The 20,519-nt window shown below is 65.5% G+C and carries 21 protein-coding genes and 3 tRNA genes; 16 read left to right on the top strand and 8 right to left on the bottom strand.

Annotated features, from left to right (window positions below; genetic code table 11):
* Window positions 1-16: 16 nt before the first annotated feature.
* Entirely contained in the window at window positions 17-850 is an 834-nt protein-coding gene (locus ARTSIC4J27_RS17845) for an ABC transporter permease (protein ID WP_152683913.1), read from the top strand.
* Between the two features lie 48 nt (window positions 851-898).
* On the opposite strand, the gene ARTSIC4J27_RS17840 is transcribed toward ARTSIC4J27_RS17845, so the two are convergent.
* From ARTSIC4J27_RS17840 to ARTSIC4J27_RS17825, 4 genes are all read right to left on the bottom strand, one after another.
* Window positions 899-2,335, bottom strand: coding sequence for a C40 family peptidase (locus ARTSIC4J27_RS17840; RefSeq protein WP_050056540.1), 1,437 nt, complete (start codon window positions 2,333-2,335; stop codon window positions 899-901).
* A gap of 246 nt (window positions 2,336-2,581) precedes the next feature.
* Complete coding sequence (locus ARTSIC4J27_RS17835) at window positions 2,582-3,502, bottom strand: cation diffusion facilitator family transporter (RefSeq protein WP_050056539.1); 921 nt, start codon at window positions 3,500-3,502, stop codon at window positions 2,582-2,584.
* Between the two features lie 10 nt (window positions 3,503-3,512).
* The gene (locus tag ARTSIC4J27_RS17830) at window positions 3,513-3,977 is read right to left on the bottom strand and encodes a metallopeptidase family protein (RefSeq protein WP_050056538.1); all 465 of its coding nucleotides are present in this window, start codon (window positions 3,975-3,977) and stop codon (window positions 3,513-3,515) included.
* A 9-nt stretch (window positions 3,978-3,986) separates the two neighbouring features.
* The gene (locus tag ARTSIC4J27_RS17825) at window positions 3,987-5,072 is read right to left on the bottom strand and encodes a DMT family transporter (RefSeq protein WP_083435551.1); all 1,086 of its coding nucleotides are present in this window, start codon (window positions 5,070-5,072) and stop codon (window positions 3,987-3,989) included.
* Between the two features lie 126 nt (window positions 5,073-5,198).
* On the opposite strand from ARTSIC4J27_RS17825, the gene ARTSIC4J27_RS17820 reads away from it, so the two are divergent.
* Entirely contained in the window at window positions 5,199-5,882 is a 684-nt protein-coding gene (locus tag ARTSIC4J27_RS17820) for a DsbA family protein (protein WP_050056537.1), read from the top strand.
* Between the two features lie 3 nt (window positions 5,883-5,885).
* On the opposite strand, the gene ARTSIC4J27_RS17815 is transcribed toward ARTSIC4J27_RS17820, so the two are convergent.
* A complete protein-coding gene (locus ARTSIC4J27_RS17815) occupies window positions 5,886-6,929 on the bottom strand; it encodes a PHP domain-containing protein (protein WP_050056536.1) in 1,044 nt (347 codons plus the stop codon).
* A gap of 165 nt (window positions 6,930-7,094) precedes the next feature.
* Here ARTSIC4J27_RS17815 and ARTSIC4J27_RS17810 point away from each other — a divergent pair.
* From ARTSIC4J27_RS17810 to ARTSIC4J27_RS17770, 9 genes are all read left to right on the top strand, one after another.
* Window positions 7,095-7,167, top strand: a tRNA-Glu gene (locus ARTSIC4J27_RS17810).
* Between the two features lie 91 nt (window positions 7,168-7,258).
* Window positions 7,259-7,332 (top strand) — tRNA-Asp (locus tag ARTSIC4J27_RS17805).
* 48 nt (window positions 7,333-7,380) lie between these two features.
* A tRNA-Phe gene (locus tag ARTSIC4J27_RS17800) sits at window positions 7,381-7,456 on the top strand.
* A gap of 620 nt (window positions 7,457-8,076) precedes the next feature.
* Window positions 8,077-9,675 carry a glycoside hydrolase family 68 protein gene (locus tag ARTSIC4J27_RS17795; RefSeq protein ID WP_050056535.1) on the top strand — a complete coding sequence of 533 codons (1,599 nt, stop codon included), beginning with the start codon at window positions 8,077-8,079 and terminating at the stop codon, window positions 9,673-9,675.
* A gap of 163 nt (window positions 9,676-9,838) precedes the next feature.
* Window positions 9,839-10,300: an Asp23/Gls24 family envelope stress response protein gene (locus ARTSIC4J27_RS17790; RefSeq protein ID WP_050056534.1), complete on the top strand. Its 462-nt coding sequence runs from the start codon at window positions 9,839-9,841 to the stop codon at window positions 10,298-10,300.
* On the top strand, window positions 10,297-10,488 hold the full coding sequence (locus tag ARTSIC4J27_RS17785) for a hypothetical protein (RefSeq protein WP_050056533.1): 192 nt from the start codon (window positions 10,297-10,299) through the stop codon (window positions 10,486-10,488). Before ARTSIC4J27_RS17790 ends, ARTSIC4J27_RS17785 begins: the two co-directional genes overlap by 4 nt.
* Complete coding sequence (locus ARTSIC4J27_RS17780) at window positions 10,485-10,865, top strand: hypothetical protein (RefSeq protein WP_050056532.1); 381 nt, start codon at window positions 10,485-10,487, stop codon at window positions 10,863-10,865. The genes ARTSIC4J27_RS17785 and ARTSIC4J27_RS17780 overlap by 4 nt, the downstream gene beginning before the upstream one ends.
* A complete protein-coding gene (locus tag ARTSIC4J27_RS17775) occupies window positions 10,862-11,470 on the top strand; it encodes a hypothetical protein (protein WP_050056531.1) in 609 nt (202 codons plus the stop codon). Before ARTSIC4J27_RS17780 ends, ARTSIC4J27_RS17775 begins: the two co-directional genes overlap by 4 nt.
* A complete protein-coding gene (locus tag ARTSIC4J27_RS17770) occupies window positions 11,467-12,078 on the top strand; it encodes a hypothetical protein (RefSeq protein WP_050056530.1) in 612 nt (203 codons plus the stop codon). The genes ARTSIC4J27_RS17775 and ARTSIC4J27_RS17770 overlap by 4 nt, the downstream gene beginning before the upstream one ends.
* A gap of 12 nt (window positions 12,079-12,090) precedes the next feature.
* On the opposite strand, the gene ARTSIC4J27_RS17765 is transcribed toward ARTSIC4J27_RS17770, so the two are convergent.
* A complete protein-coding gene (locus ARTSIC4J27_RS17765) occupies window positions 12,091-13,890 on the bottom strand; it encodes a glycoside hydrolase family 13 protein (protein ID WP_050056529.1) in 1,800 nt (599 codons plus the stop codon).
* 139 nt (window positions 13,891-14,029) lie between these two features.
* Between ARTSIC4J27_RS17765 and ARTSIC4J27_RS17760 the strand changes: the two genes are divergently transcribed.
* The 5 genes from ARTSIC4J27_RS17760 to ARTSIC4J27_RS17740 all read left to right on the top strand — a co-directional run bounded on the left by ARTSIC4J27_RS17760 (window position 14,030) and on the right by ARTSIC4J27_RS17740 (window position 18,685).
* Window positions 14,030-15,316: an ABC transporter substrate-binding protein gene (locus ARTSIC4J27_RS17760; RefSeq protein ID WP_050056528.1), complete on the top strand. Its 1,287-nt coding sequence runs from the start codon at window positions 14,030-14,032 to the stop codon at window positions 15,314-15,316.
* Between the two features lie 7 nt (window positions 15,317-15,323).
* Window positions 15,324-16,358, top strand: a complete 1,035-nt coding sequence (locus ARTSIC4J27_RS17755; protein ID WP_050056527.1) for a carbohydrate ABC transporter permease — start codon at window positions 15,324-15,326, stop codon at window positions 16,356-16,358.
* The gene (locus ARTSIC4J27_RS17750; RefSeq protein ID WP_050056526.1) at window positions 16,355-17,251 is read left to right on the top strand and encodes a carbohydrate ABC transporter permease; all 897 of its coding nucleotides are present in this window, start codon (window positions 16,355-16,357) and stop codon (window positions 17,249-17,251) included. The genes ARTSIC4J27_RS17755 and ARTSIC4J27_RS17750 overlap by 4 nt, the downstream gene beginning before the upstream one ends.
* Window positions 17,248-17,496 carry a hypothetical protein gene (locus tag ARTSIC4J27_RS17745; RefSeq protein ID WP_050056525.1) on the top strand — a complete coding sequence of 83 codons (249 nt, stop codon included), beginning with the start codon at window positions 17,248-17,250 and terminating at the stop codon, window positions 17,494-17,496. Before ARTSIC4J27_RS17750 ends, ARTSIC4J27_RS17745 begins: the two co-directional genes overlap by 4 nt.
* Window positions 17,497-17,632: 136 nt before the next feature.
* The gene (locus tag ARTSIC4J27_RS17740) at window positions 17,633-18,685 is read left to right on the top strand and encodes a LacI family DNA-binding transcriptional regulator (RefSeq protein WP_050056524.1); all 1,053 of its coding nucleotides are present in this window, start codon (window positions 17,633-17,635) and stop codon (window positions 18,683-18,685) included.
* Between the two features lie 67 nt (window positions 18,686-18,752).
* Here ARTSIC4J27_RS17740 and ARTSIC4J27_RS17735 read toward each other — a convergent pair whose 3' ends face one another.
* Both ARTSIC4J27_RS17735 and ARTSIC4J27_RS17730 read right to left on the bottom strand, forming a co-directional pair.
* The gene (locus tag ARTSIC4J27_RS17735) at window positions 18,753-19,637 is read right to left on the bottom strand and encodes a hypothetical protein (protein ID WP_050056523.1); all 885 of its coding nucleotides are present in this window, start codon (window positions 19,635-19,637) and stop codon (window positions 18,753-18,755) included.
* A gap of 34 nt (window positions 19,638-19,671) precedes the next feature.
* Window positions 19,672-20,478 carry an exodeoxyribonuclease III gene (locus tag ARTSIC4J27_RS17730; RefSeq protein ID WP_050056522.1) on the bottom strand — a complete coding sequence of 269 codons (807 nt, stop codon included), beginning with the start codon at window positions 20,476-20,478 and terminating at the stop codon, window positions 19,672-19,674.
* Window positions 20,479-20,519: the final 41 nt, after the last annotated feature.

Genomic DNA, 20,519 nt, shown 5'->3' with positions numbered 1-20,519 from the left:
AGCCAGGCCGACGGCGGTGGCAGCGAGGCCGCGCGGAGCAGGACTTTCCCTCCTGCGCTCGGAACTCCGGGTGCTGTTCGGGCGCCGGCGCACCTGGGCGCTGCTGCTGGCGCTCGCCGCGATCCCGGTGCTGATTGCGGTTGCCGTCCGGATCTCTTCGGCGGTTCCTGCCGGACGGGGGCCGGCATTCCTGGACCGCATCACGCAGAACGGCCTGTTCGTCGCCTTCACCGCCATGCTGGTGTCCGTTCCCTTGTTCCTGCCACTCACGGTGGGAGTGGTTGCAGGGGACACCATCGCGGGGGAAGCCAACCTGGGAACGCTGAGGTACCTGCTGGTTGCCCCGACGGGCCGGGTACGGCTGCTCCTGGTGAAGTACGCGGCGGCGCTGGCCTTCTGCCTCGCCGCGCCCCTCACGGTAGGACTGGCCGGAGCAGCGATCGGGGCGGCGCTTTTCCCGGTCGGCCCCGTGACGCTGCTGTCCGGAGACGTCATAGAGCCTCCGGAAGCGGCGCTGCGCATCCTGCTGATCGCCGCGTACCTGGCCGTGTCCCTGGCCGGGCTTTCCGCCGTGGGCCTGTTCCTGTCCACGCTCACGGTGGTCCCAGTGGGTGCGATGGCCGCCACAGTGGTGGTCTCTGTGGTGTCCCAGGTCCTTGACCAGCTGCCGCAGCTGGAGTGGCTGCATCCGTGGCTTTTCAGCCACTACTGGCTGGGATTCGGGGACCTGCTCCGCCAGCCTGTGCTGTGGGATTCGTTCGCGGACAACGCGTGGCTTCAGGGAGGCTACGTGGCCGTGTTCGGAGCGCTCGCTTACGGGCGGTTTGTCACCAAGGACGTCCTGAGCTGACGTTCAGCCCGCCTGTCCCGATGGCGGGCAGGTTCAGTAGGGGCAGGGTCAGTAGCGGGCCGCGTAGCCATAAAGCTCCATGCCGGCCATCGCGTTCAGCGGCGTCACTCCAATTCCTTCCTGCGGGTTGAGTGCCTGCACCACCTGGCCGTTACCGAGGTAAATGGCAACGTGGTAGAAGTTCGACGGCGATCCCCAGACCAGCAGGTCACCCCGCCGGGCCTGTGAGATGGGAACGTGGACCGGTGCGGCGGCATACTGCTGGCCGGCAGTGCGCGGGAGGTACTTTCCGGCCGCAGCAAAGGATGCCTGCACCAGGCCCGAACAGTCGAAGCCGTAGGGCCCGGTGCCGCCGTATTGGTAATAGTAGGGTGCGCCCACCTTGCTGAGGGCTACCGAAATGGCGGCCTCGTAGGTTCCGCTGCCGGTTGAGGGGGCAGGGGTAGGAGCAGGCGCGGGGGCAGGTGCAGGAGCAGGCGCGGGGGCGGCTGGAGCGGGTGCTGGCGCGGGAGCCGGAACGGGCGCTGGCGCGGCTGGGGCAGCCGGTGCGGGCGCCGCGGGTGCGGGAACCGGGGCAGGAGCGGCCGCAGCCGGAGCGGGAGCTGCAGGGGCAGGCGCTGCCGCGGCGGGAATGTCAGCAGGGGCGGCTGGCTGCTCCCGGGCAGTCCGCTCTGCAGCTGCAAAAGCCGCCGCGAGCCGGGCTTCCTCCCGTTGCCGGTCGAGTGCATCCACGCGCGCGGATTCGAGCGCCACCGTGGTGTTTCGGAGCTCGGCCAGCTGGTCCACCAGGACGGCCCGCTGGGCCTTGGCATCCGACACAGTTTTGGCAGCGGCTGCGTTGGCCTCCTCGGCCCGGGCTTTCCGTGCTTCGGCTGTACGCGCCGCGTCGTCGGCCGCGCTGGTGGCATCCTCCGCCGCCGCGGTCAGCGAGATTGATGATTGGGCGGCGGCATCGGCGGCCTCGAACGTCCGGCTCCGGCTGGCCGAAATAGCTTGGAGGGTTGCAGCCTGCTGAAGGGTTTCCCCGTTGCCGCTGACGAAAGTGCCCAGGGAGGGGTTCAGCCCGCCGTTGCGGTAGAGGTCTCCCGCGAGCTGTCCCACCTGTTTCCTGGTTTTGTCCTGCTGCTCCCTGGCAGTTGCAGCTTTCGCTGACGCAACTGCTGTCGCCGATGACCGCTGCTCCAGCTCCACCAGTGCCTCGCTGTAGGCGTTGTTGGCCTGCATGGCGGCAGCGAAAACCGCCTGCTGGGCCGTTGCCGCGGTCTCCAGGATGCGCTCAATGGTGGCCACCTGGTCCGCTGTGGCGGCCTCGTTGGCCTTCGCCGCGGCAATGTCCTCCGGCGAAGGTATTTCCGGAGCGGCCGGAACGGCAACGGCCGGGGACAGCGGCGCGGAAACCGCCGCAGCCGGTGTTGCCAGTGCCGTGACCAGTACGACGGCGGCAGTCAGGAGGGCAGCCTTGCGGCCGGATCCAGTCGAAACCATCTGTTGAAACCTCGAAACGGTAGGGCCGGGAGGTCCTGACCGCGGCAGGGCTGTGCCCCTGGCCTGCTCCCCAGCAGTCCGAGGCTACGTGACTGGCTGCACTTTGGCAACACTGGTCACCTCAGTAACAGTAACTGCAAGAAGGCATGGCGTGCTGCATGTGGGCGCGGCGTGTCGCGAAGACGGGTCGCTGCCCCGGAGGCGCCCGGAGGTTGCAATGGCGGAACGGGACGCAAAAAAGGCGGTCTACGCGTGTTGGTGCGCTTCGTGTTCAGAGTGGGTGGCCGGTTCAAGCTGGAAGGTGCAGTGGTCCGTATCAAAGTGCGAGCCCAGGCAGGTGACCAGCTTGTCCAGCAACTGGTCCGCGCCCCGGGCGGTCAGCACACCGTCCTCCACCACCACGTGTGCGGAAAAGACGGGGACGCCGGACGTGATGGTCCAGATGTGGATATCGTGCACGTCCGAGACGCCCTCGACGGAAAGGATGTGTTCGCGGATCATTTGGACTTCCACGCCCTTAGGGCTGGCTTCCAGCAGCACGTCCACAACATCGCGCAGCAAGGTCCAGGCGCGGGGGAGGATCAGCACGGCGATCAGCACGGAGGCGATCGTATCCGCGGCCTGGAACCCGGTGGCCATAATCACCACGGCAGCGGCGATCACGGCGAAGGAGCCCAGCAGGTCGCCCAGGACTTCGAGGTAGGCGCCGCGGACATTGAGGCTTTCCTGGTGCCCGCCCCGCAGGATCAGCAGCGACACCAGGTTCGCGGCGGCACCCAGGATGGCGGCGAAAAGCATGATGTCCGTCTGGACTTCGGGTGCTGCCCCGATCCGCCGGATGGCTTCAGTGAAGATCACCACGGAGATCACGATCAGGATCAGGGCGTTGGCCAGGGCGGCGAGTACTTCAGCACGCTGGTACCCGTAGGTCCGCTGGTCGCTCGCGGGCTGGCCGGCAATCCAGGCGGCGAGCAGCGCGATGGTCACCCCGGCAGCGTCCGAGAGCATGTGCCCGGCATCAGCAAGCAGTGACAGCGACCCCGAGAGGGCGGCACCCACCACCTGGACGAGCACCACGGCCAGCGTGATGGCGAGGACGGCCACCAGCCGGTTGCGGTGCCGGCCTGTTGCGGTGACGCCATGCGTGTGGCTGTGGTTGTGTCCCATGCCTTCAAGGCTAGCCCCAGCCGAGTTCGTGCAGACGGTCGTCGTTTATCCCGAAGTGGTGGGCGATCTCGTGGACCACCGTGACCGCCACTTCGTGGATCACGGCCTCTCGCGACCCGCAGATTTCCAGGATGGGTTCGCGGAAAATCGTGATGCGGTCCGGCAGCGAACCCGCGTCCCACCACGAGTCCCGTTCGGTCAGCGGCACACCCTCGTAAAGCCCCAGCAGGACCGTGTCCGGGTCCTCCCCGGGCCGGGGCACATAGTCGTCCTCAATAAACACCGCCACGTTGTCCATCGCTTGCGCCAGCTTGGCGGGGATGCTGTCCAGCGCGTCCTGGACGGCAGCCTCGAACTCGTCCGCGGACATGCTGAACGCCTGCGGCTGGGAGAAGTGGGCCGGACCGCTGGCGTGCAGGGGCTCGCTGGGACCTTCGGGAACGATGGGCAGGCCCGGCGGCAGGCTGGCTGGCATACTCCGACTCTAGCGGGAAGCGCTCCGCTTGGCGTCTGTTCCCGCAGCAGCCCGTCCTGCAACTTGCCCCGGACCTGATCCCGGAGCAACCGGTCCTGCAACTTGCCCCGGAGCTTGCCCGGCAGCACCGGCCGGAGCGTCATGGCGGATCACCGTCCGGGACCTGCGCCGGGTCAGTCCCACGCCCGCCAGGCAGATCAGGCCGCCCACCAGTGCGAGTGCGGTGGGGCTCTCACCCAGGAGGAGCCAGGAAATCAGGATCGTGGTGCCGGGCACCAGGTAGGTGGTGGCGGCGAGCTTGCCGGCATCGATCAGGGAGAGCGCGTAGGCCCAGGTGGTGAAGGCGATCGCCGTCGGAAAAACGCCGAGGTAGAGCAGTCCCAGCGTCGCTTCCGGCGGTGCGGCCTGTATCTCAGAAACCAGCTGGCCGGTAAACGGCAGGCAGCATAGAGCCCCCACCAGGATACCGAACCAGGTGGCCTGGGCGGCCGGAAACTTGCGCAGCACAGGCTTCTGGATGATGACGCTGACTGCGGCGAGCACGGCGGCAAGGAGGCAGAGCAGCACACCCGCAACATCCGCCGTCGGACTTTCCCCGGGCTGGGACGGCTGGCCGGAACTTACGGCGATCAGCGCCACCCCGGCAAAGGCAACCAGGCTCCCGATGATGAGCCAGCGGGGGAAACCTTCCTTGAGGACTATTCCGGCCATAACGGCCACCAGGATGGGGTTGACGTTGATGAGCAGGGCGCTCGTGCCGGCATCCAGCACGTGCTCCGCTGCGTTGAGCGCCACGTTATAGCCGCCGAACCACATGGCGCCGTAGGCGAGGATGGGCCACCACTCGCGTCCCTTGGGCAGGAGGCGGCTCTTCAGCAGCTGGGGCAGGACAAGCAGGGACAGCACGACGGCGGCAACCGCCAGCCTGCCGAGCGTCAGGGAGCCGGGGGAGAAGTGCGGGCCAATGGCCCGGATGCCCACAAAGGCGGACGCCCACAGCACCACCGTGGTGACCATGGCCGCGACTCCGAGGGCTTTGATCCGGGACGAAAGAGGCGGGATGCCGCTTGTGCTGGCGGCGGTGGTTGATGGCATGCTGCCAATGTAGCCGGGGACAGGGACGGCAGGCTGGCGGAAATCGGCCACGTCTAGCCAAGTTCCTGCCAAAGATTCGCCAAAGTTGGGCCGTTGGGGATGACCGAGCCGGTTAGGATGCCGGTTATGGTCTCAAACCTTGCTCCTCCCAGTGATACCGCACGCCTGGTCCGGAAAATCATCTGGCTGGTCCTTGCCGCTTTGGTGGTGGCCGGGGTGGCCTGGTACGCCGTGCTGACCCTGGGGAAATCCGAGCAACCAGCGCCGCCTGCTGCGGGTGCCGAACAACTCGTGCGGGAAGACAGCCACCGCTTGACCAGCCCGGCGGTGGAGAAGGCGCAACTGGTGGAATTCCTCGACTTCGAATGTCCCTCCTGCGGCTCCATCCACCCCGTGGTGCAGGAATTCCAGGCCGAGTTCGGGGACAGGATCACGTTCGTCCACCGCAATTTCCCCTTGGCCGCCCACCCGAACTCGGGGCAGGCTGCCCTGGCTGCAGAGGCCGCAGCCCAGCAGGGGCAGTACCAGGAGATGGCCAACAAACTGTTCGAGACCCAGTCCCAGTGGGCCGGCAGCCAGCAGTCCCAGGCGCCGCTCTTCCGCACCTATGCCGGGCAGCTCGGGCTGGACCTGGCGAAATTCGACGCTGTCGTCGCGGATCCGCAGACGGAGGAGCGCATCCTGGCGGACATCGAGGACGGCAAGGCCCTGGGAGTGAGCGGGACACCCACCTTCTTCCTGAACGGGGAAAAGCTGACCCTCACCACCAAGGCGGACTTCCGGCAGAAACTCGCGGACGCGGCCAAGTAGGGGCTATTTTGCGGCGGCCCATTCCAGCAGCCGCTCCACCGGCCAGGTGGTGATGATCCGTTCAGCGGGGACACCGTTGCGTTCGGCCCGCTCGGCGCCGTACTGCAGGAAATCCAGCTGGCCCGGCGCGTGGGCGTCACTGTCGATCGAGAACAGGCAACCCGCGTCCAGCGCCAGCTGGATCAGCGCGTCCGGCGGGTCCTGGCGCTCGGGCCGGGAGTTGATCTCCACGGCCACGTTGTGTTCGGCGCATGCGGCGAACACCTCCTGGGCATCGAAGTCCGACGGCGGGCGCGTTCCCCGTGAGCCCTCCACCAGGCGGCCGGTGCAGTGGCCCAGAACGTTTGTGTGCGGGTCCATGATCCCGCCCAGCATGCGCCGGGTCATCGTCTTCGAATCGGCGCGAAGCTTGGAATGGACGCTCGCCACCACGATGTCCAGGCGGTCCAGCAGTTCCCGATCCTGGTCCAGCTCACCGGACTCGAGGATGTCCACCTCGATGCCGGTCAGCAGTTGCGCTTTGTGGTCCGGCTGACCGTCCAGGCTTGGATGTGTTCCAGCGTTGATGTCCTCCACCACGTCCAGTTGCTGGAGGAGGCGTTCGGCCGAAAGCCCGTTCGCGATGGTGAGGTTGGGGGAGTGGTCGGTCAGTGCCAGGTATTCCCGCCCCAGCACCCCGGCGGCCGCCAGCATCAGCTCAATGGGGGAGCCGCCGTCGGACCATTCACTGTGGCTGTGAAGGTCACCCCGCAGCGCCGCCCGGAGGTCGGAGCCGCCCGAAGCCAGCGGTTGGGCGCCTCTTTCCCGGAGGTCCGCCAGGTAGTCGGGGACTTCGCCGGCCACCGCCTGTTGGATGACCTGGTACGTCCGGTCACCGATGCCTTTCATGGATTTCAGCCGGCCGGTCCGGGTGCGCACCGCCACTTCCTCCGGCGCCAGCGGGGCGATCACCGCCGCGGCTTTCCGGAAGGCCTGCACCTTGAAGGTGGCAGCGCGGCCGCGCTCCAGCCAGAAGGCGATCTCGTTGAGTGCTGCAACGGCATCCATCAGTCCATCTTCACCTGTTCTTCCCCGTCTTTGGGGCTTGAAATAGCCGATTTTGGATTATTCCTGAGTAGGCCCTATAGTTTTAGAGTCCAGTTCGGAGAAACGCAAAGGACAAAGACGCAAAGCCAAGCTTTACGCCTTTTATTTTGTTCCGAACGGGTTCTGGCCCCCATCGTCTAGCGGCCTAGGACACCGCCCTTTCACGGCGGCGGCACGGGTTCGAATCCCGTTGGGGGTACGCAAGGAACTGGTCAAACAGACAAAAAATGTCTGGTAGGCTGGAAGCCTTGAAAAAAAGCAGTAGAGATACTGTGAAGCAAGAAACGCAAGGCCCTGTAGCGCAGTTGGTTAGCGCGCCGCCCTGTCACGGCGGAGGTCGCGGGTTCAAGTCCCGTCAGGGTCGCTCTGATTGTTGGAAGCAATTCCGGCTCTCATGGTGACTAGTCACCTAGGCTCTGTAGCTCAGTTGGTAGAGCGTTCGACTGAAAATCGAAAGGTCACCGGATCGACGCCGGTCGGAGCCACCACTGGGAAGCATCAGTTCTTCGGAACTGGTGCTTTTCTTCTTTAACGCGGTGTCCGGCTGGCCCCATTTCCTGGTCGGGCCCGCGAAGTTCCTAGGCTTGTTCGCAAAACCCCGCCTTGATGGTTGGGATCTGCGAACAAGCTCCTGTTGGCCCAGTTCGCCGCACCGCCTCCCACGGCGGGACGCATTTCCCGCCAGTGTTTTTGCGCAGCCAGCCGCTGAACCCCAGTGCTGTTGGCCACATCCCACAGAGCCCGAGCACTCCGCCTCAAAGACCATAGAAAAAAATTTGACTGACATTTGAAACATTTGACTCCCGCCAAACCGTTGTGGCACGCGCGCGCCTTGGAATGTGTAAGCGCTTGCGCAACGGGTGCCCCACGAAGAAAACTGCCCCCGCAACACGTTTTGAAATGCACCGGCAAGGCTGCCTAGCGTGGAGACCGGCCCGGGAACGCACCGCGTACTGGGCCTCTTCTACGGGGACCACCCAACCCCGTTCCCCTCGATACAACGGCGTCCCCGATGACGCCTGAAGTGTTGTTGGGACCGCCGGAGTTCGAGGACCTGGGCACCAGCCCGTCTTCCACGAACAGTTTCAACTCCGCGAGAAGAGCAAAAATGCACAAGCACCCCCAAACCCCCCGGTTGCTGCGGTGGCGTCCTGCCGCCGCAGCACTGGCAATGGCCGTGGCGGCCTCGGCCTTCCTGGCCGTTCCCTCCGCGCAGGCCAACGAGCCGGCGGATCCGCCGGCCAGCCAGCAGCTGCCGGCCCCCACCCCGGGCTTCGCACTCCCCACGGAACACACGCAGCAGGCTTTCGATCCGGCGTCGGACTTCACCTCAAAGTGGACCCGCGCGGATGCCAAGCAGATCATGGCGCAGAGCGACCCGAGCGTCGCCCCCGGCCAGAACTCCATGAGCCCGGACGTCTCCATGCCGGAGATCCCCGAGGATTTCCCCGCCATGAATGACGACGTCTGGGTCTGGGACACCTGGTCCCTGACGGACGAGAACGCCAACCAGATCAGCTACAAGGGCTGGGACGTCATCTTCTCCCTGGTGGCCGACCGCCACGCCGGCTACGGCTTTGACCAGCGCCACTGGAACGCCCGCATCGGCTACTTCTTCCGCAAGACCGACGCCGATCCGGCAAAGGACAAGTGGAACTACGGCGGACACCTGTTCCTGGACAACACCTCCATCGGCAACACCGAGTGGTCCGGCTCCACCCGCCTGATGCAGGGCAACCACGTGAACGTGTTCTACACCGCCACCACCTTCCATGACGTGGCTCAGCGCAATGCGGGCGGCGGCGGCATCGCACCGGACGCGGCAATTGCCAAGGCGCTGGGCAACATCCACGCCGACCAGAACGGCGTCACGTTCGACGGCTTCGAGCACACCAAGCTGCTGGAGCCGGACGGAAAGATGTACCAGACAAAGGCGCAGAACCCCGGCTTCGCTTTCCGCGACCCGTACACCTTCGCCGATCCCGCCCACCCGGGCAAGACCTTTATGGTCTTCGAGGGCAACACCGCCGGAAACCGCGGCGACTACCAGTGCAAGGGCGAAGACCTGGGCTACCGGCCCGGCGACCCCCAGGCCGAGAATGTCACCGACGTCCAGAACAGCGGCGCCCACTACCAGACCGCCAACGTGGGCCTGGCCGTGGCAGACAACAAGGACCTGACCAAATGGTCCTTCCTGCCGCCCATCCTCTCCGCCAACTGCGTGAACGACCAGACTGAGCGCCCGCAGATCTTCATCCAGAACGAGAACGGCAAGAACAAGTACTACCTGTACACGATCAGCCACCAGTTCACGTACGCGGCCGGCATGCGCGGCCCCGACGGCGTCTACGGCTTCGTGGGCGACGGCGTCCGTTCCGACTACCAGCCGGTGAACAACAGCGGCCTGGCCCTCGGTTCCCCCACCGACCTGAACCTGCCGGCCAACAACCCGAGCGGGACCATCTCGGGCCAGCAGAACGGCCGGCAGTTCCAGGCCTACTCGCACTACGTGCAGCCGGGCGGCCTGGTGCAGTCCTTCATCGACAACGTCAACGGTGTTCGCGGCGGCTCGCTGTCCCCGACCGTCAAGATCAACTTCAAGAACGGCGTGACCCAGGTTGACCGCAGCTTCGGCCAGAACGGCCTCGGCCCGCTCGGTTACCTGCCCACCAACGTCAAGGTTGGCGGCGAAGGCCTTTACAAATAGGCTGCGGCACCTGCCGCAACGCCGCTGAAACCGGCGGCACCGCTCAGGCGGGGATGTCCTTGGGGGCGTCCCCGCCTGGGCCCTTTTACACTGGCGGCAGGGTATCCAGCACATCGATGCGGCCAGGGGATAGGGTTGGGATCAACAGAAGGGGGAGTGCCTGATGGAATACCAGAACCCACAACCCGGCCAGGGCAGCCACGCAGTGCCGGCTACGGTACCGGTTCCCGTGCCCGGCCTCGGCCGCACAGTAATCTCCGAAACAGCAGTGGCCAAGGTGGCAGGAATCGCCGCACGTGCCGTCCCCGGCGTGTACTCGCTGGGCTCCGGACCGTCACGTGCCCTGGGCGCCATCCGCGACGCCGTCGGAAGTTCGGACCATGCCGCCGGGGTGCACGCCGAAGTGGGCGAAACCCAGGTGGCCGTGGACATCAGCCTGGTGGCCAGCTACGGAACACCGCTGCATTCCCTGGCCAACGGGGTGCGCGCCGCGGTGTACCGGGCAGTGGAGGAACTGGTGGGGCTGCAGGTGATCGAAGTCAACGTCGAAATCACTGACGTCTACGTGCCGCCGCCGGTCAAGCCCAGCCTTTCCGGCCCTGCCGAGCGGGAGGCGCTGCTGTGAACCTCACTGTCGCAGGCATCGCCATGGGCGCCTTCGTCGCCTTTATGTCCCTCCAATTCGGGTTGTGGGGCTTCCTGATATCCCTGCTGTTTATGGCCATCGGGGCACTCCTGGGCCGCGCCGCGGAAGGAAAGCTGGACCTCCGCGGCGTCCTGGACGCCATCATCGGCCGGCGCTCGTCCTCATGAGCCCCACCGCCCCGCTGGTCCGGGCGCAGGGGTTCAGCGGCCACAACCGCATCAGCACCCAGGCGCTGACCAGCCTCGCGAGAGCCGCTGCAGCCCAGTTCCTGGGGGTGGAGGCGGAGGACGTCCGGGCTGACTGGACGGACGACGACGGCATGCTGGCGCTGTCCCTCGTCACACCCATCAGCATCCCGCCTTTGAAAGCGGTGGCAGCCGATGCATCGCGGGTGGACGCGGCCGGCGGATCCATCAGGGACCGCACCGTCAGGGCAAAGGCACGCATCCTGGCAACAGTGGCTGAGCTCAGCGGAGCCCAATTGAGCCGGGTGGACATCAGGATCAGCGGAGCAAAGATCAGCGAAGGGGGACGGGTGCGATGAGCAGGCGCCAGGAGGACCAGTCGCCGGACATGGGACGGATCCTGTACCGCGAAACGCATTCAACACGTGCAGTGGTGGCCACTGCCGCGGCAGTCCTCGTCATTGTCGCCGCCGCCTACGGCCTCCTTGAAGCCGGGGTGCACGCCATCGGCCAACCTGCCTGGCTGATCGAGCCGCAGGTGGCCGCTGAACGCCTGGTTGCCCTGCCTGCGGGGATCACGCCGCTGCTGCTGGGCGCCATCGGAGGCGTGCTGGCGATGTTCGGCCTCGTCTTCTTCCTCAACGGGATCCTTCCGGGACGCCGTGCCCGGCATGTGCTGGCCTCCGGCCGGGATACGGGGGGCCCTGCCGTGGTGGTGGACGACGAAGTTGTGGCCTCCTCGCTGGCCCGGCGTGCCCGGCTCGCCGCGAACGTCACGCCCGAACAGGTCATGGTGGTTGTCTCGAAGCGCCAGGTGGTGGTGAATGTGCGGCCCACGTCAGGCGTGCCGGTGGAGCACGATGCCGTGCTGGCCGCCGTCGAAAGCGAACTTGCTGCCATGGCGCTGGACCCCTCGCCTGTGGTGCAGGTGAATGTTGCGCCGTCGGGAGTTATCGGGGCATGAACAGCACACCCACCCTGCTCAACCGGATCCTCATCGCCGTCCTGGGCCTGAAACTGCTGGCCGCGGGCGTCCTCTTGATACTGCTGGCTACCGTCCCTGCCGTCGCTTCATGGTGGCACTCCTGGTCCGCCGGGGTCTGGGCCGGAGCCAACCAGGCCTTCAGCGCCACACGGTTCCCGGGGCGGTCCGAAAGTTGGCTGTGGATCCTGGTGGCCCTGGTCCTGCTGGTGCTGATCGGGCTCATGGTGGCCTGGGTAGCCCAGCAAGGAAAAGGCCGGGCGGACCTCCTGGCCTTGGAATACGATCCAGGTGAAGTGCCCGGCGACGTCCGGATCGGCGGGGGAGTGGCTGAGCAAGCCCTGAAGCACGCCCTCGCAAACCGGCCGGACCTGGCGGGGGCCACTGTGGCCACTTACGACGTCAAAGGGACCCCGGCACTGAAGATCCGCCTGCTGCCGCGCCAGGGGGTGGCCCCGCACCTGCTCGCAGACGAGGTGCACGCGCTGGTGGGCGCACTTGAGACCGTGGTGGGAACAAGGATTCCCGTGCTGATCCACATCGGCGCCGGTGCACGGACGCGCTTCCGCAGGGCAGAGCGCGTCCGCTGACCGGCAGCGGTCCTAATCCTTGGTGAGGTAGACGGTGCAGTCCACCGGCACCTCGTCCATGCCGTTCCAGTCGGCAGCAGGCTCAAGGCCGCTCGAAAGAACCACGGAATAGCCCTCGGGGACCGGAGCGGAGGCGAAGCCCAGGTTGCCCAGGACCAGTACGTCCCCGTTGTGGAAGGCCAGCAGCCCGCTGTCCGGGGCGTGTACCTCAGCCCAGCTGAAGGAACCCCTGCCGAGCTGCCGGGCTGAGCGGAACGCAAGCGCGGCCCGGTAGAGCTCCAGGGTGGAGCCCTCCACGCCTTCCTGCTGGTCGGCCGCCAGCGGACCAAAGCTTTCCGGCTGCGGAAGCCAGGGTGCTGCTGCACTTCCGGTTGCTGCAAAACCGTAACCGGGCGCTTCCTGTCTCCACGGCAGCGGGACACGGCAGCCGTCCCGGCCGATCTCTGCCCCCTTGGTCCTGTGGAACGTCGGATCCTGCCGTGCCTCCGCCGGGAGCGTGGTGTGCTCCGGAAGGCCCAGTTCCTCGCCCTGGTACAGGTAGGCCGAACCCGGCAAGGCCAGCGAGATCAGCGTGGCTGCACGGGCGCGGGCCAGTCCCAACGCGGGCTCAGGCTGCTCATCGTCAGCGGCGATGCCCTTGGGAAAGGTGGTGGGGTCCTTGAGTCCGAACCGGGTGGTGTGGCGGACGGTGTCGTGGTTGCTCAGCACCCAGGTGCAGGGCGCTCCCACCGAGGCGGCGGCGTCCAACGACGACTCAATGGCCTCCGCCATCCGCTCGGCGTCCCAGCCGGCCAGCAGGAAATCGAAGTTGAAGGCCTGCTGCATTTCGTCAGGCCGGGTGTAGCGGGCCAGCCGTTCCGCCGGCTCCACCCAGGCTTCGGCAACCATCATACGGTCGCCGTCGTACTCGGCCAGGACCCGGTGCCAGTCCCGGTAAATGTCGTGGACGCCGTCCTGGTCGAAAAACGGCGAGGGCGGATAAACGGGTGAGACGGCGCGGTGCGGCTCCTCCGCATCAGTATGGGCGCCGGGGGCGTCGCCGGGAGGGAGCGGCTCCCGCTTCACTTCCGGCGTGCCCTCAACCATGGCGGCAACGCCCTCCCAGTCGGGCAGGCCCGCCTCCTTGACCAGGCCATGGGCGACGTCCACCCGGAAGCCGTCCGCGCCGCGGTCCAGCCAGAAGCGCAGCACCGAGCGCATCTCCTCATGGACCTCCGGGTTGTCCCAGTTCAGGTCCGGCTGTTTAGTGTCGAAAAGGTGGAGGTACCACTCGCCCGGTGAGCCGTCCGCCTCGGTGATCCGGCTCCAGGCCGGTCCGCCGAAAATCGATTTCCAGTTGTTGGGTGCCCGGTTGCCGTCTCCGGAGCCGGGAACATCGTCCTTGCCCTGGCGGAAGATGTACCGGCCGCGCTCAGGGGAGCCGGGAGGTGCGGCCAACGCTTCCTGGAACCATGCATGCTCGTCGGAAGTATGGTTGGGAACCAGGTCGACAATGACCTTCAGGCCGCGCCGGTGAGCTTCCTGCAACATTGCATCGAAGTCTTCCAATGAGCCGAACAGGGGGTCCACCTGGCGGTAGTCCGCCACGTCGTAACCCGCATCCGCCTGGGGTGATTTGTAGAACGGTGAGAGCCAGACGGCGTCCACGCCCAGCTGCTGCAGATAGGGCAAACGGTCCGTTACGCCGCGAAGATCCCCCATGCCATCGGCGTTGCCGTCCGCAAAGGACCGGGGATAGATCTGGTAGACGACGGCGTCGGCCCACCAAGGTGTTCGCGTTGGCTCGCCGGCGGGAACGTCCGGGTTGGACATTTGGTTCCTCTCAGATAACTTTTTGATGTAAACGCTTGCATAACCTGTCGCAACCTTACTAGTGTGAGCGTCACCACATCAACCTCACTAGCAAACGCACTGTCGACGTACTTGTCACTCAGCGAGGAGCTTCAAGCCAATGAAAACCCCTAGATTCCTACTCCCGGCAGCTACTGCCGGCATTCTGGCCCTGACGATGACCGCCTGCGGCGGCGGCGGTGGCGGGACCACGGGCGGCGGCGGCGGCGATGCCGAGGCCAACCTCGACAAGCGGGGGCCCATCACCTACGTCCAGGGCAAGGACAACAGCAACGTTGTCCGTCCACTGATTGAGAAGTGGAACGCGGCCCATCCGGACGAGAAGGTCACGTTCAAGGAGCAGACGGACCAGGCTGACCAGCAGCACGACGACCTCGTCCAGAACTTCCAGGCCAAGAACGCGGACTACGATGTGGCCAGCGTCGACGTCGTATGGACCGCAGAATTTGCCGCCAAGGGCTGGCTGCAGCCGCTCAAGGACAAGATGGCCATCGAGACCGAGGGGATGCTGGAGCCCACGGTTGAAGCAGGTTCCTACAAGGGCACCCTTTACGCCGCTCCCGTTTCCTCCGACGGCGGCATCCTGTACTACCGCAAGGACCTCGTTCCCGAGGCTCCCAAGACCTGGGACGAGATGATGGACATGTGCTCCATCGCCAAGCAGAACAACATTGGTTGCTACTCCGGCCAGTTCAAGCAGTACGAAGGCCTCACGGTCAACGCCTCGGAAGCCATCAACTCGGCCGGCGGTTCTGTCCTGAACGATGAGGGCAAGCCGGACCTGAACACTCCCGAGGCTGAAGAAGGCCTGAACAACCTGGTTGATGCCTTCAAGAACGGCAACATCCCCGCCGAAGCGATCACCTACCAGGAAGAGGAAAGCCGCCGCGCCTTCCAGGACGGCAAGCTCCTGTTCCTGCGCAACTGGCCTTACGTCTACAACCTGGCAACCACTGAGGGTTCGTCCAAGGTCAAGGATGTGCTGGGCATGGCTGCCCTCCCCGGCAAGGACGGTCCGGGTGCTTCGTCCCTCGGCGGCCACAGCGCTGCCGTCAGCGTCTACTCCGACAACAAGGCAACAGCCCTGGACTTCGTGAAGTTCCTGATTGAAGAAGAGCAGCAGAAGTTCTTCGCAACGCAGGGTTCGCTGGCTCCGGTCTATGGCGCACTGTACGAAGACCAGGAACTGGTTTCCAAGCTGCCGTACCTGCCGGTTCTGAAGACGTCCATCGAGAACGCGGTTCCGCGTCCGGTGACGCCGTTCTACCCCGCTGTTACCCAGGCCATCCAGGAGAACGCCTACGCGGCACTCAAGGGTGAGAAGCCTGCCAAGCAGGCGCTGAGCGACATGCAGAAGTCCATCGAGTCCGCTGGCGCAGGATCGTAGTTTAGCCATGGCAACCGAATTGGGCCCGACGCCGGTCAAGCCGGCGTCGGGCACTCCCGATGTACACCACGCACCCAAGGGCGTAGGTGAAGACAACGCGATCCTCAGCCAGGGCAAGTGGGCATCCTGGCTGCTGGCCCCCACCATCATCGCCCTGGGAGTGGTGATCGTTTACCCGATCATCAGCGCCATCGTGATGTCGTTCCAGAAGGACGCGGGACTCGACCCCGCTACGGGCCTGTTTACCGCCGGCGGGCCGGCGGGCATCCAGAACTACGTCAACTGGCTGGGGCAGCAGTGTGCTGCCCCGGGCGGCGGCACCGTCGCGTGCCCCCCGGGCACCCTGGGCGGCCAGTTCTGGACCGCTACCGGAACCACCTTCCTCTTCACTGCCATCACGGTCCTCTTTGAAACCGTGCTCGGTTTCTGGATGGCCATGATCATGGCGCGCACCTTCAAGGGCCGCGCCCTGGTCCGTGCAGCTGTGCTCGTACCGTGGGCCATCCCCACGGCCGTCACCGCCCAGCTGTGGCTGTTTATGTTCGACTTCGAAGGCATCATCAACAAGCTGTTCAATGTCTCCATCCTCTGGACCGGCAGTGAATGGCCGGCCAAGTGGGCTGTGATCATTGCTGATACCTGGAAGACCACGCCGTTTATGGCGCTGCTGATCCTGGCAGGCCTGCAGATGATCCCGGCAGAGGTCTATGAGGCAGCAAAGGTTGACGGAGCTACCGCCTGGCAGCGCTTCCGGCTGATCACGCTTCCGCTGGTCAAGCCGGCACTGATGGTTGCCATCCTGTTCCGCACCCTGGATGCGCTGCGTATGTTCGACCTGCCGTACATCCTCACCGGCGGTGCCAACAACACCACCACCTTGTCCATCCTGGTCATCAACCAGATCAGGCAAGGGTTCAACTCGGCGGCCGCGTTGTCCACCATCACATTCATCATCATCTTCCTGGTGGCGTTCATCTTTGTCCGGTTCCTCGGGGCAAATGTCGTGGAGCAAAGCGGAGCCACCGGTAAGGGGAAGAAATGACCACCTCAACAGCAAACTCAGACCTGCGGGCACGCCAGGACAAGGGCCGCAAGACTGCCCAGAACCGCGAAAAGTGGGCAAGCGTCCGCACCTACATCAGTGCCGCCGTCATCCTGATCTGGTGCCTTGCGCCGGCCTACTGGATGGTGGTTACGGCGTTCCGCGAGGTGGGCTTCACCTACGACACAACGCCTTGGCCAACGCACGTAACGCTGGACAACTTCATCACCGCCTTCGATACCTCGTTCGGCAACAAGTTCGGCCAAGCACTCATTAACAGCATTATTATCGGCGTCACTGTCACAGTGATCTCGCTGGTGATCGGCGTCTTCGCAGCGTACGCACTGGCACGCCTGAACTTCCGGTTCAAGTACCTGGTGCTGGGCTTTATCCTGGGCGCTTCCATGTTCCCCGGCGTTGCCCTGATCACCCCGCTGTTCCAGTTGTTCACCAATATCGGCTGGATGGGCACCTACCAGGCGCTGATCATTCCGAACATTTCCTTCGTCCTGCCGCTCACCGTCTACACGCTGACCTCCTTCTTCCGCGAGATGCCGTGGGAGCTTGAAGAATCAGCCCGTGTTGACGGCTGCACGCAGGGCGAAGCGTTCCGGAAGGTCATCATGCCGCTCGCGGCACCGGCCATTTTCACCACCGCGATCCTGGCCTTCATCTCCTCCTGGAACGAGTTCCTGATCGCCAGCCAGCTGTCGAACGAAGCAACCAAGCCGGTCACGGTTGCCATTGCCAGCTTCGCCGGCGCTCAGCCGAACCAGATCCCGTACACCGCCATCATGGCAGCGGGCACCATCGTCACCATCCCCTTGGTGATCCTGGTGCTGGTCTTCCAACGCAAGATCGTCGCCGGCCTGACGGCTGGTGCAGTCAAGTGACAAACGGCCCTTCCCGCCCCCGGTCCACAGGGGCGGGAAGTGACCGCCGCCGGGTGAGGTCGGGACAGGATTTCGACATCATCATCGGCTTCCTGGGTTTCTGGGCGGTGGTCCTGCTTGTTGTCACTGTCTGGATGGAAGTGACCGCGCAGCCCGCACTGGGCTGGGCACTGGGCCTGCTGGCCATTCTCCTTGCGCTCTACGGGATGGTGCGTCTGCGCCGGAAGCTGCCGGACCGGAGGTAGGGCACGCGCCTGGCCCCCGCCGTCGGCCATCCGGCCCAAGGTAACACTGCGATACACACCGGCGCCGCAAATACTATGGCGTGGGGGCATCGCACGAAGCATGGCGGAGGCCTGCAGGAAGTATTGAGGGGGCACCGTGGCTCGCACAAGTGAAAGGTCCCAACGGGGCGGCCACAGTGGTGTCAGCATTGAGGACGTGGCCGCGGCAGCGGGAGTTTCCACCGCTACCGTATCCCGCGCCGTCCGGGGCCTGCCGCGGGTATCACCGGCCACCCGGGAAAAGATCCTTGAGGTGGCCGGGAACCTGGGCTATGTAGCGTCCAGTTCCGCGTCCGGCCTGGCAACGGGACGGACCAGGACCATCGGGGTGCTCGCCCCTTTCGTGAGCCGCTGGTTCTTCTCCAAAGCCATCGAAGGCGCGGACCGCGAACTTCACGCCCGGAACTACAACCTTTCGCTGTTCAACCTCGGCGGCCACGGCAGCAACCGGGAGCGGCTCTTCAGCAAGACCATGGTCTACAAGCAGATCGACGCCCTGCTGGTCCTGTGTATGGCGCTGTCCCATGACGAACTGGACCACCTCCAGAAGATCGACATCCCGCTGGTGGTGGTGGGCGGGCATGTGGAAGAGTGCGCCTACATCGGTATCGATGACTATGCCGCCGCCTCCACCGCAGTCCGGCACCTGATCGACCTCGGCCACCGCAACATCGCGCTGCTCCATGGCGACGACGAAACTGATTTGAACTTCGATGTTCCCCGCGTCCGGATCCTGGCTTTCAAGGATGTGATGACCGCCGCCGGCCTCCCCACCCGGCCGGAATGGGACGAATGGGGGGACTTTACGGTCCGCAGCGGGCAGGAGGCGTTCCGCCGTCTCTGGGCCAAGGGCGGGGACAGGCCAACCGCCATCTTCTGCGCTTCGGACGAGATGGCCATGGGCGTCATTTTTGAAGCCTTGCGGCTGGGGGTCCGGGTGCCGGAGGAACTCTCCGTGGTGGGCATCGACAACCATGATTTCGCCGACGCCATGGGCCTGACCACCGTAGGCCAGCGGCCCGACGAGCAGGCCGAGCTGGCCACCAAGATGCTCCTCGATGAACTGGACGGGGACACCGGGGCGGTCCGGTCCGCCGTCGCGCCGCACGAACTGATCGTCAGAAGGACGACGGCGCCGCCCCAGTCCTAGGGGTTAAGTTCAGTTCGGAGCCGGTTCCGGACGCCCTTGTCAGGACGAACTGTGAGGGCGCCCGCTGTCAGGACGCACGGGCCAGTTGCCGGATGGGGATCCAGCGTGACGCCAGGCGCCGGTATGCAGCGGCAGCGCCGGTCATGTCGCCCTCAGCCAGGCATTCAATGCCCAGCCGGATGTCCATGGGCGAATCGTCCGGGTACACCTTGTCAGCCACGGCCCCGTAGTCCAGTTCCACCATCGACTCCACGTGGAACGTCTCCAGCCACTCGGTGAGCTGGGCGAGGTCGTCGAGCATGTCCAGGTCCGGCGCCGCGAGTGCCAAGTTGGCCACGGCGTAGCGGGCCCGTTCCAGGGCTTCGGTGATGGGCGCCCATACGCGGACCGTGAGGATCCGGCCGGCAGCCTCCACCACGTCCTTGTGGTCCTGTTCCATAAACAGGGAAAACCAGCTGAAGGGGATACCCCAGGTGGATGCCCGGGTGTGGACGCGGATGGACCCGTCGCGGGCCTTCACCTGGTCGATCCGTTCCTGGTGCTTGTCCCGCTGCTCCTCGGGAATCAGCAGCTCGGCCAGCGGGCCGTGGATGCCCTCCATCAGGGCATTGGCAGCCAGGCCCGCCCGCAACACCAATTGGCTGGGACAGTACAGCAGCACCGGGTCGGCGTCAGCGCCGTCGTCGTCCGCTCCGGCCGGCGCCGCCGGGGCAGTGGTGACGCGCACCAGGTCGGTGCGCCCCGTGGGAAACGGATCGCCGCCGGAACGGGTGATGCGGCCGAGCGAGGCCAGCAGTTCGGCGTTTTCGACGGCGGCACGCGAGGCAGAGCGCGCCCCGGCGGCCTGGATCGCGGCGCGCTGCTCCTCCGGGAAGGCATCCAGCGGTTCGTAGACGCGCAGGGTTGACGAGAACGGCAGGCCGGCCTGGCCCCGGTAGAGGTTTCCCGTCATCACGGTCTCCTTGAATGGGTCCAGGATTCTGTCATCAGTCGGCCAGTTCCACCAGCACCGGGGCGTGGTCCGAGGCGCCCTTGCCCTTGCGCTCCTCGCGGTCGATCGCGGCGCCGGTGACGCGGGCGGCCAGGGCCGGAGAGGCCAGGACGAAGTCGATCCGCATGCCTTCCTTTTTCGGAAAGCGCAGCTGCGTGTAGTCCCAGTAGGTGTAGACCCCCGGGCCGGGAGTGTAGGGCCGCACCACATCGGTGAAGCCGGCCGACTCGAAGGCGTGGAAGGCCGCGCGCTCCGGCGGGCTGACGTGGGTGTAGCGGTTGTTGACGAAGAGATCGATGTCCCAGACGTCCTCGTCGAACGGGGCGATGTTCCAGTCGCCCATCAGCGCCACCTGGGCTTCGGGGTTCTGCGCCACCAGTTCCTGGGCGTGTGTCTTCAGGCTTTCCAGCCATTTGAGCTTGTACGGCATGTGTTCGTCGTCCAGCGAGCGGCCGTTGGGCACGTAGAGGCTCCAGATCCGGACGCCGGCGCAGGTGGCGGCCATGGCGCGGGCCTCCTGCACGGGGTCCTTGCCCGCCTTGCCGAACGAGGGCTGGTCCAGGAACGTCCGCTCCACGTCGTCGAGCCCCACCCGGGAGGCGATGGCTACACCGTTCCATTGGTTGACGCCGAAGTGCGCCACCTCGTAGCCCATCCGTTCAAAGAGCTCCCAGGGGAAGTTGTCATCCTTGCACTTGGTTTCCTGGATGGCCAGCACGTCGCAGTCGCTGCGCTGAAGCCAGGCTTCCACACGGTCGGCACGGGCACGGAGCGAATTCACATTCCAGGTAGCAATCTTCACGTTCCTAACTTACCTTGGCGGTGCGGCCGCAGGTAAAGCAC

This window comes from Pseudarthrobacter siccitolerans, assembly GCF_001046895.1.
GTDB classification, from domain to species: Bacteria; Actinomycetota; Actinomycetes; order Actinomycetales; family Micrococcaceae; genus Arthrobacter; species Arthrobacter siccitolerans.
The sequence above is the reverse complement of the archived record's forward strand: the minus strand, read 5'-3'. Positions and strand labels throughout refer to the sequence as shown.

Coding starts and splice junctions, on each gene's coding strand:
- ARTSIC4J27_RS17840 (WP_050056540.1), bottom strand. CDS start 2,335: ATGGTTTCGACTGGATCCGGCCGCAAGGCTGCCCTCCTGACTGCCGCC.
- ARTSIC4J27_RS17835 (WP_050056539.1), bottom strand. CDS start 3,502: ATGGGACACAACCACAGCCACACGCATGGCGTCACCGCAACAGGCCGG.
- ARTSIC4J27_RS17830 (WP_050056538.1), bottom strand. CDS start 3,977: ATGCCAGCCAGCCTGCCGCCGGGCCTGCCCATCGTTCCCGAAGGTCCC.
- ARTSIC4J27_RS17825 (WP_083435551.1), bottom strand. CDS start 5,072: ATGCCATCAACCACCGCCGCCAGCACAAGCGGCATCCCGCCTCTTTCG.
- ARTSIC4J27_RS17820 (WP_050056537.1), top strand. CDS start 5,199: ATGGTCTCAAACCTTGCTCCTCCCAGTGATACCGCACGCCTGGTCCGG.
- ARTSIC4J27_RS17815 (WP_050056536.1), bottom strand. CDS start 6,929: ATGGATGCCGTTGCAGCACTCAACGAGATCGCCTTCTGGCTGGAGCGC.
- ARTSIC4J27_RS17795 (WP_050056535.1), top strand. CDS start 8,077: ATGCACAAGCACCCCCAAACCCCCCGGTTGCTGCGGTGGCGTCCTGCC.
- ARTSIC4J27_RS17790 (WP_050056534.1), top strand. CDS start 9,839: ATGGAATACCAGAACCCACAACCCGGCCAGGGCAGCCACGCAGTGCCG.
- ARTSIC4J27_RS17780 (WP_050056532.1), top strand. CDS start 10,485: ATGAGCCCCACCGCCCCGCTGGTCCGGGCGCAGGGGTTCAGCGGCCAC.
- ARTSIC4J27_RS17775 (WP_050056531.1), top strand. CDS start 10,862: ATGAGCAGGCGCCAGGAGGACCAGTCGCCGGACATGGGACGGATCCTG.
- ARTSIC4J27_RS17770 (WP_050056530.1), top strand. CDS start 11,467: ATGAACAGCACACCCACCCTGCTCAACCGGATCCTCATCGCCGTCCTG.
- ARTSIC4J27_RS17765 (WP_050056529.1), bottom strand. CDS start 13,890: ATGTCCAACCCGGACGTTCCCGCCGGCGAGCCAACGCGAACACCTTGG.
- ARTSIC4J27_RS17760 (WP_050056528.1), top strand. CDS start 14,030: ATGAAAACCCCTAGATTCCTACTCCCGGCAGCTACTGCCGGCATTCTG.
- ARTSIC4J27_RS17755 (WP_050056527.1), top strand. CDS start 15,324: ATGGCAACCGAATTGGGCCCGACGCCGGTCAAGCCGGCGTCGGGCACT.
- ARTSIC4J27_RS17750 (WP_050056526.1), top strand. CDS start 16,355: ATGACCACCTCAACAGCAAACTCAGACCTGCGGGCACGCCAGGACAAG.
- ARTSIC4J27_RS17735 (WP_050056523.1), bottom strand. CDS start 19,637: ATGACGGGAAACCTCTACCGGGGCCAGGCCGGCCTGCCGTTCTCGTCA.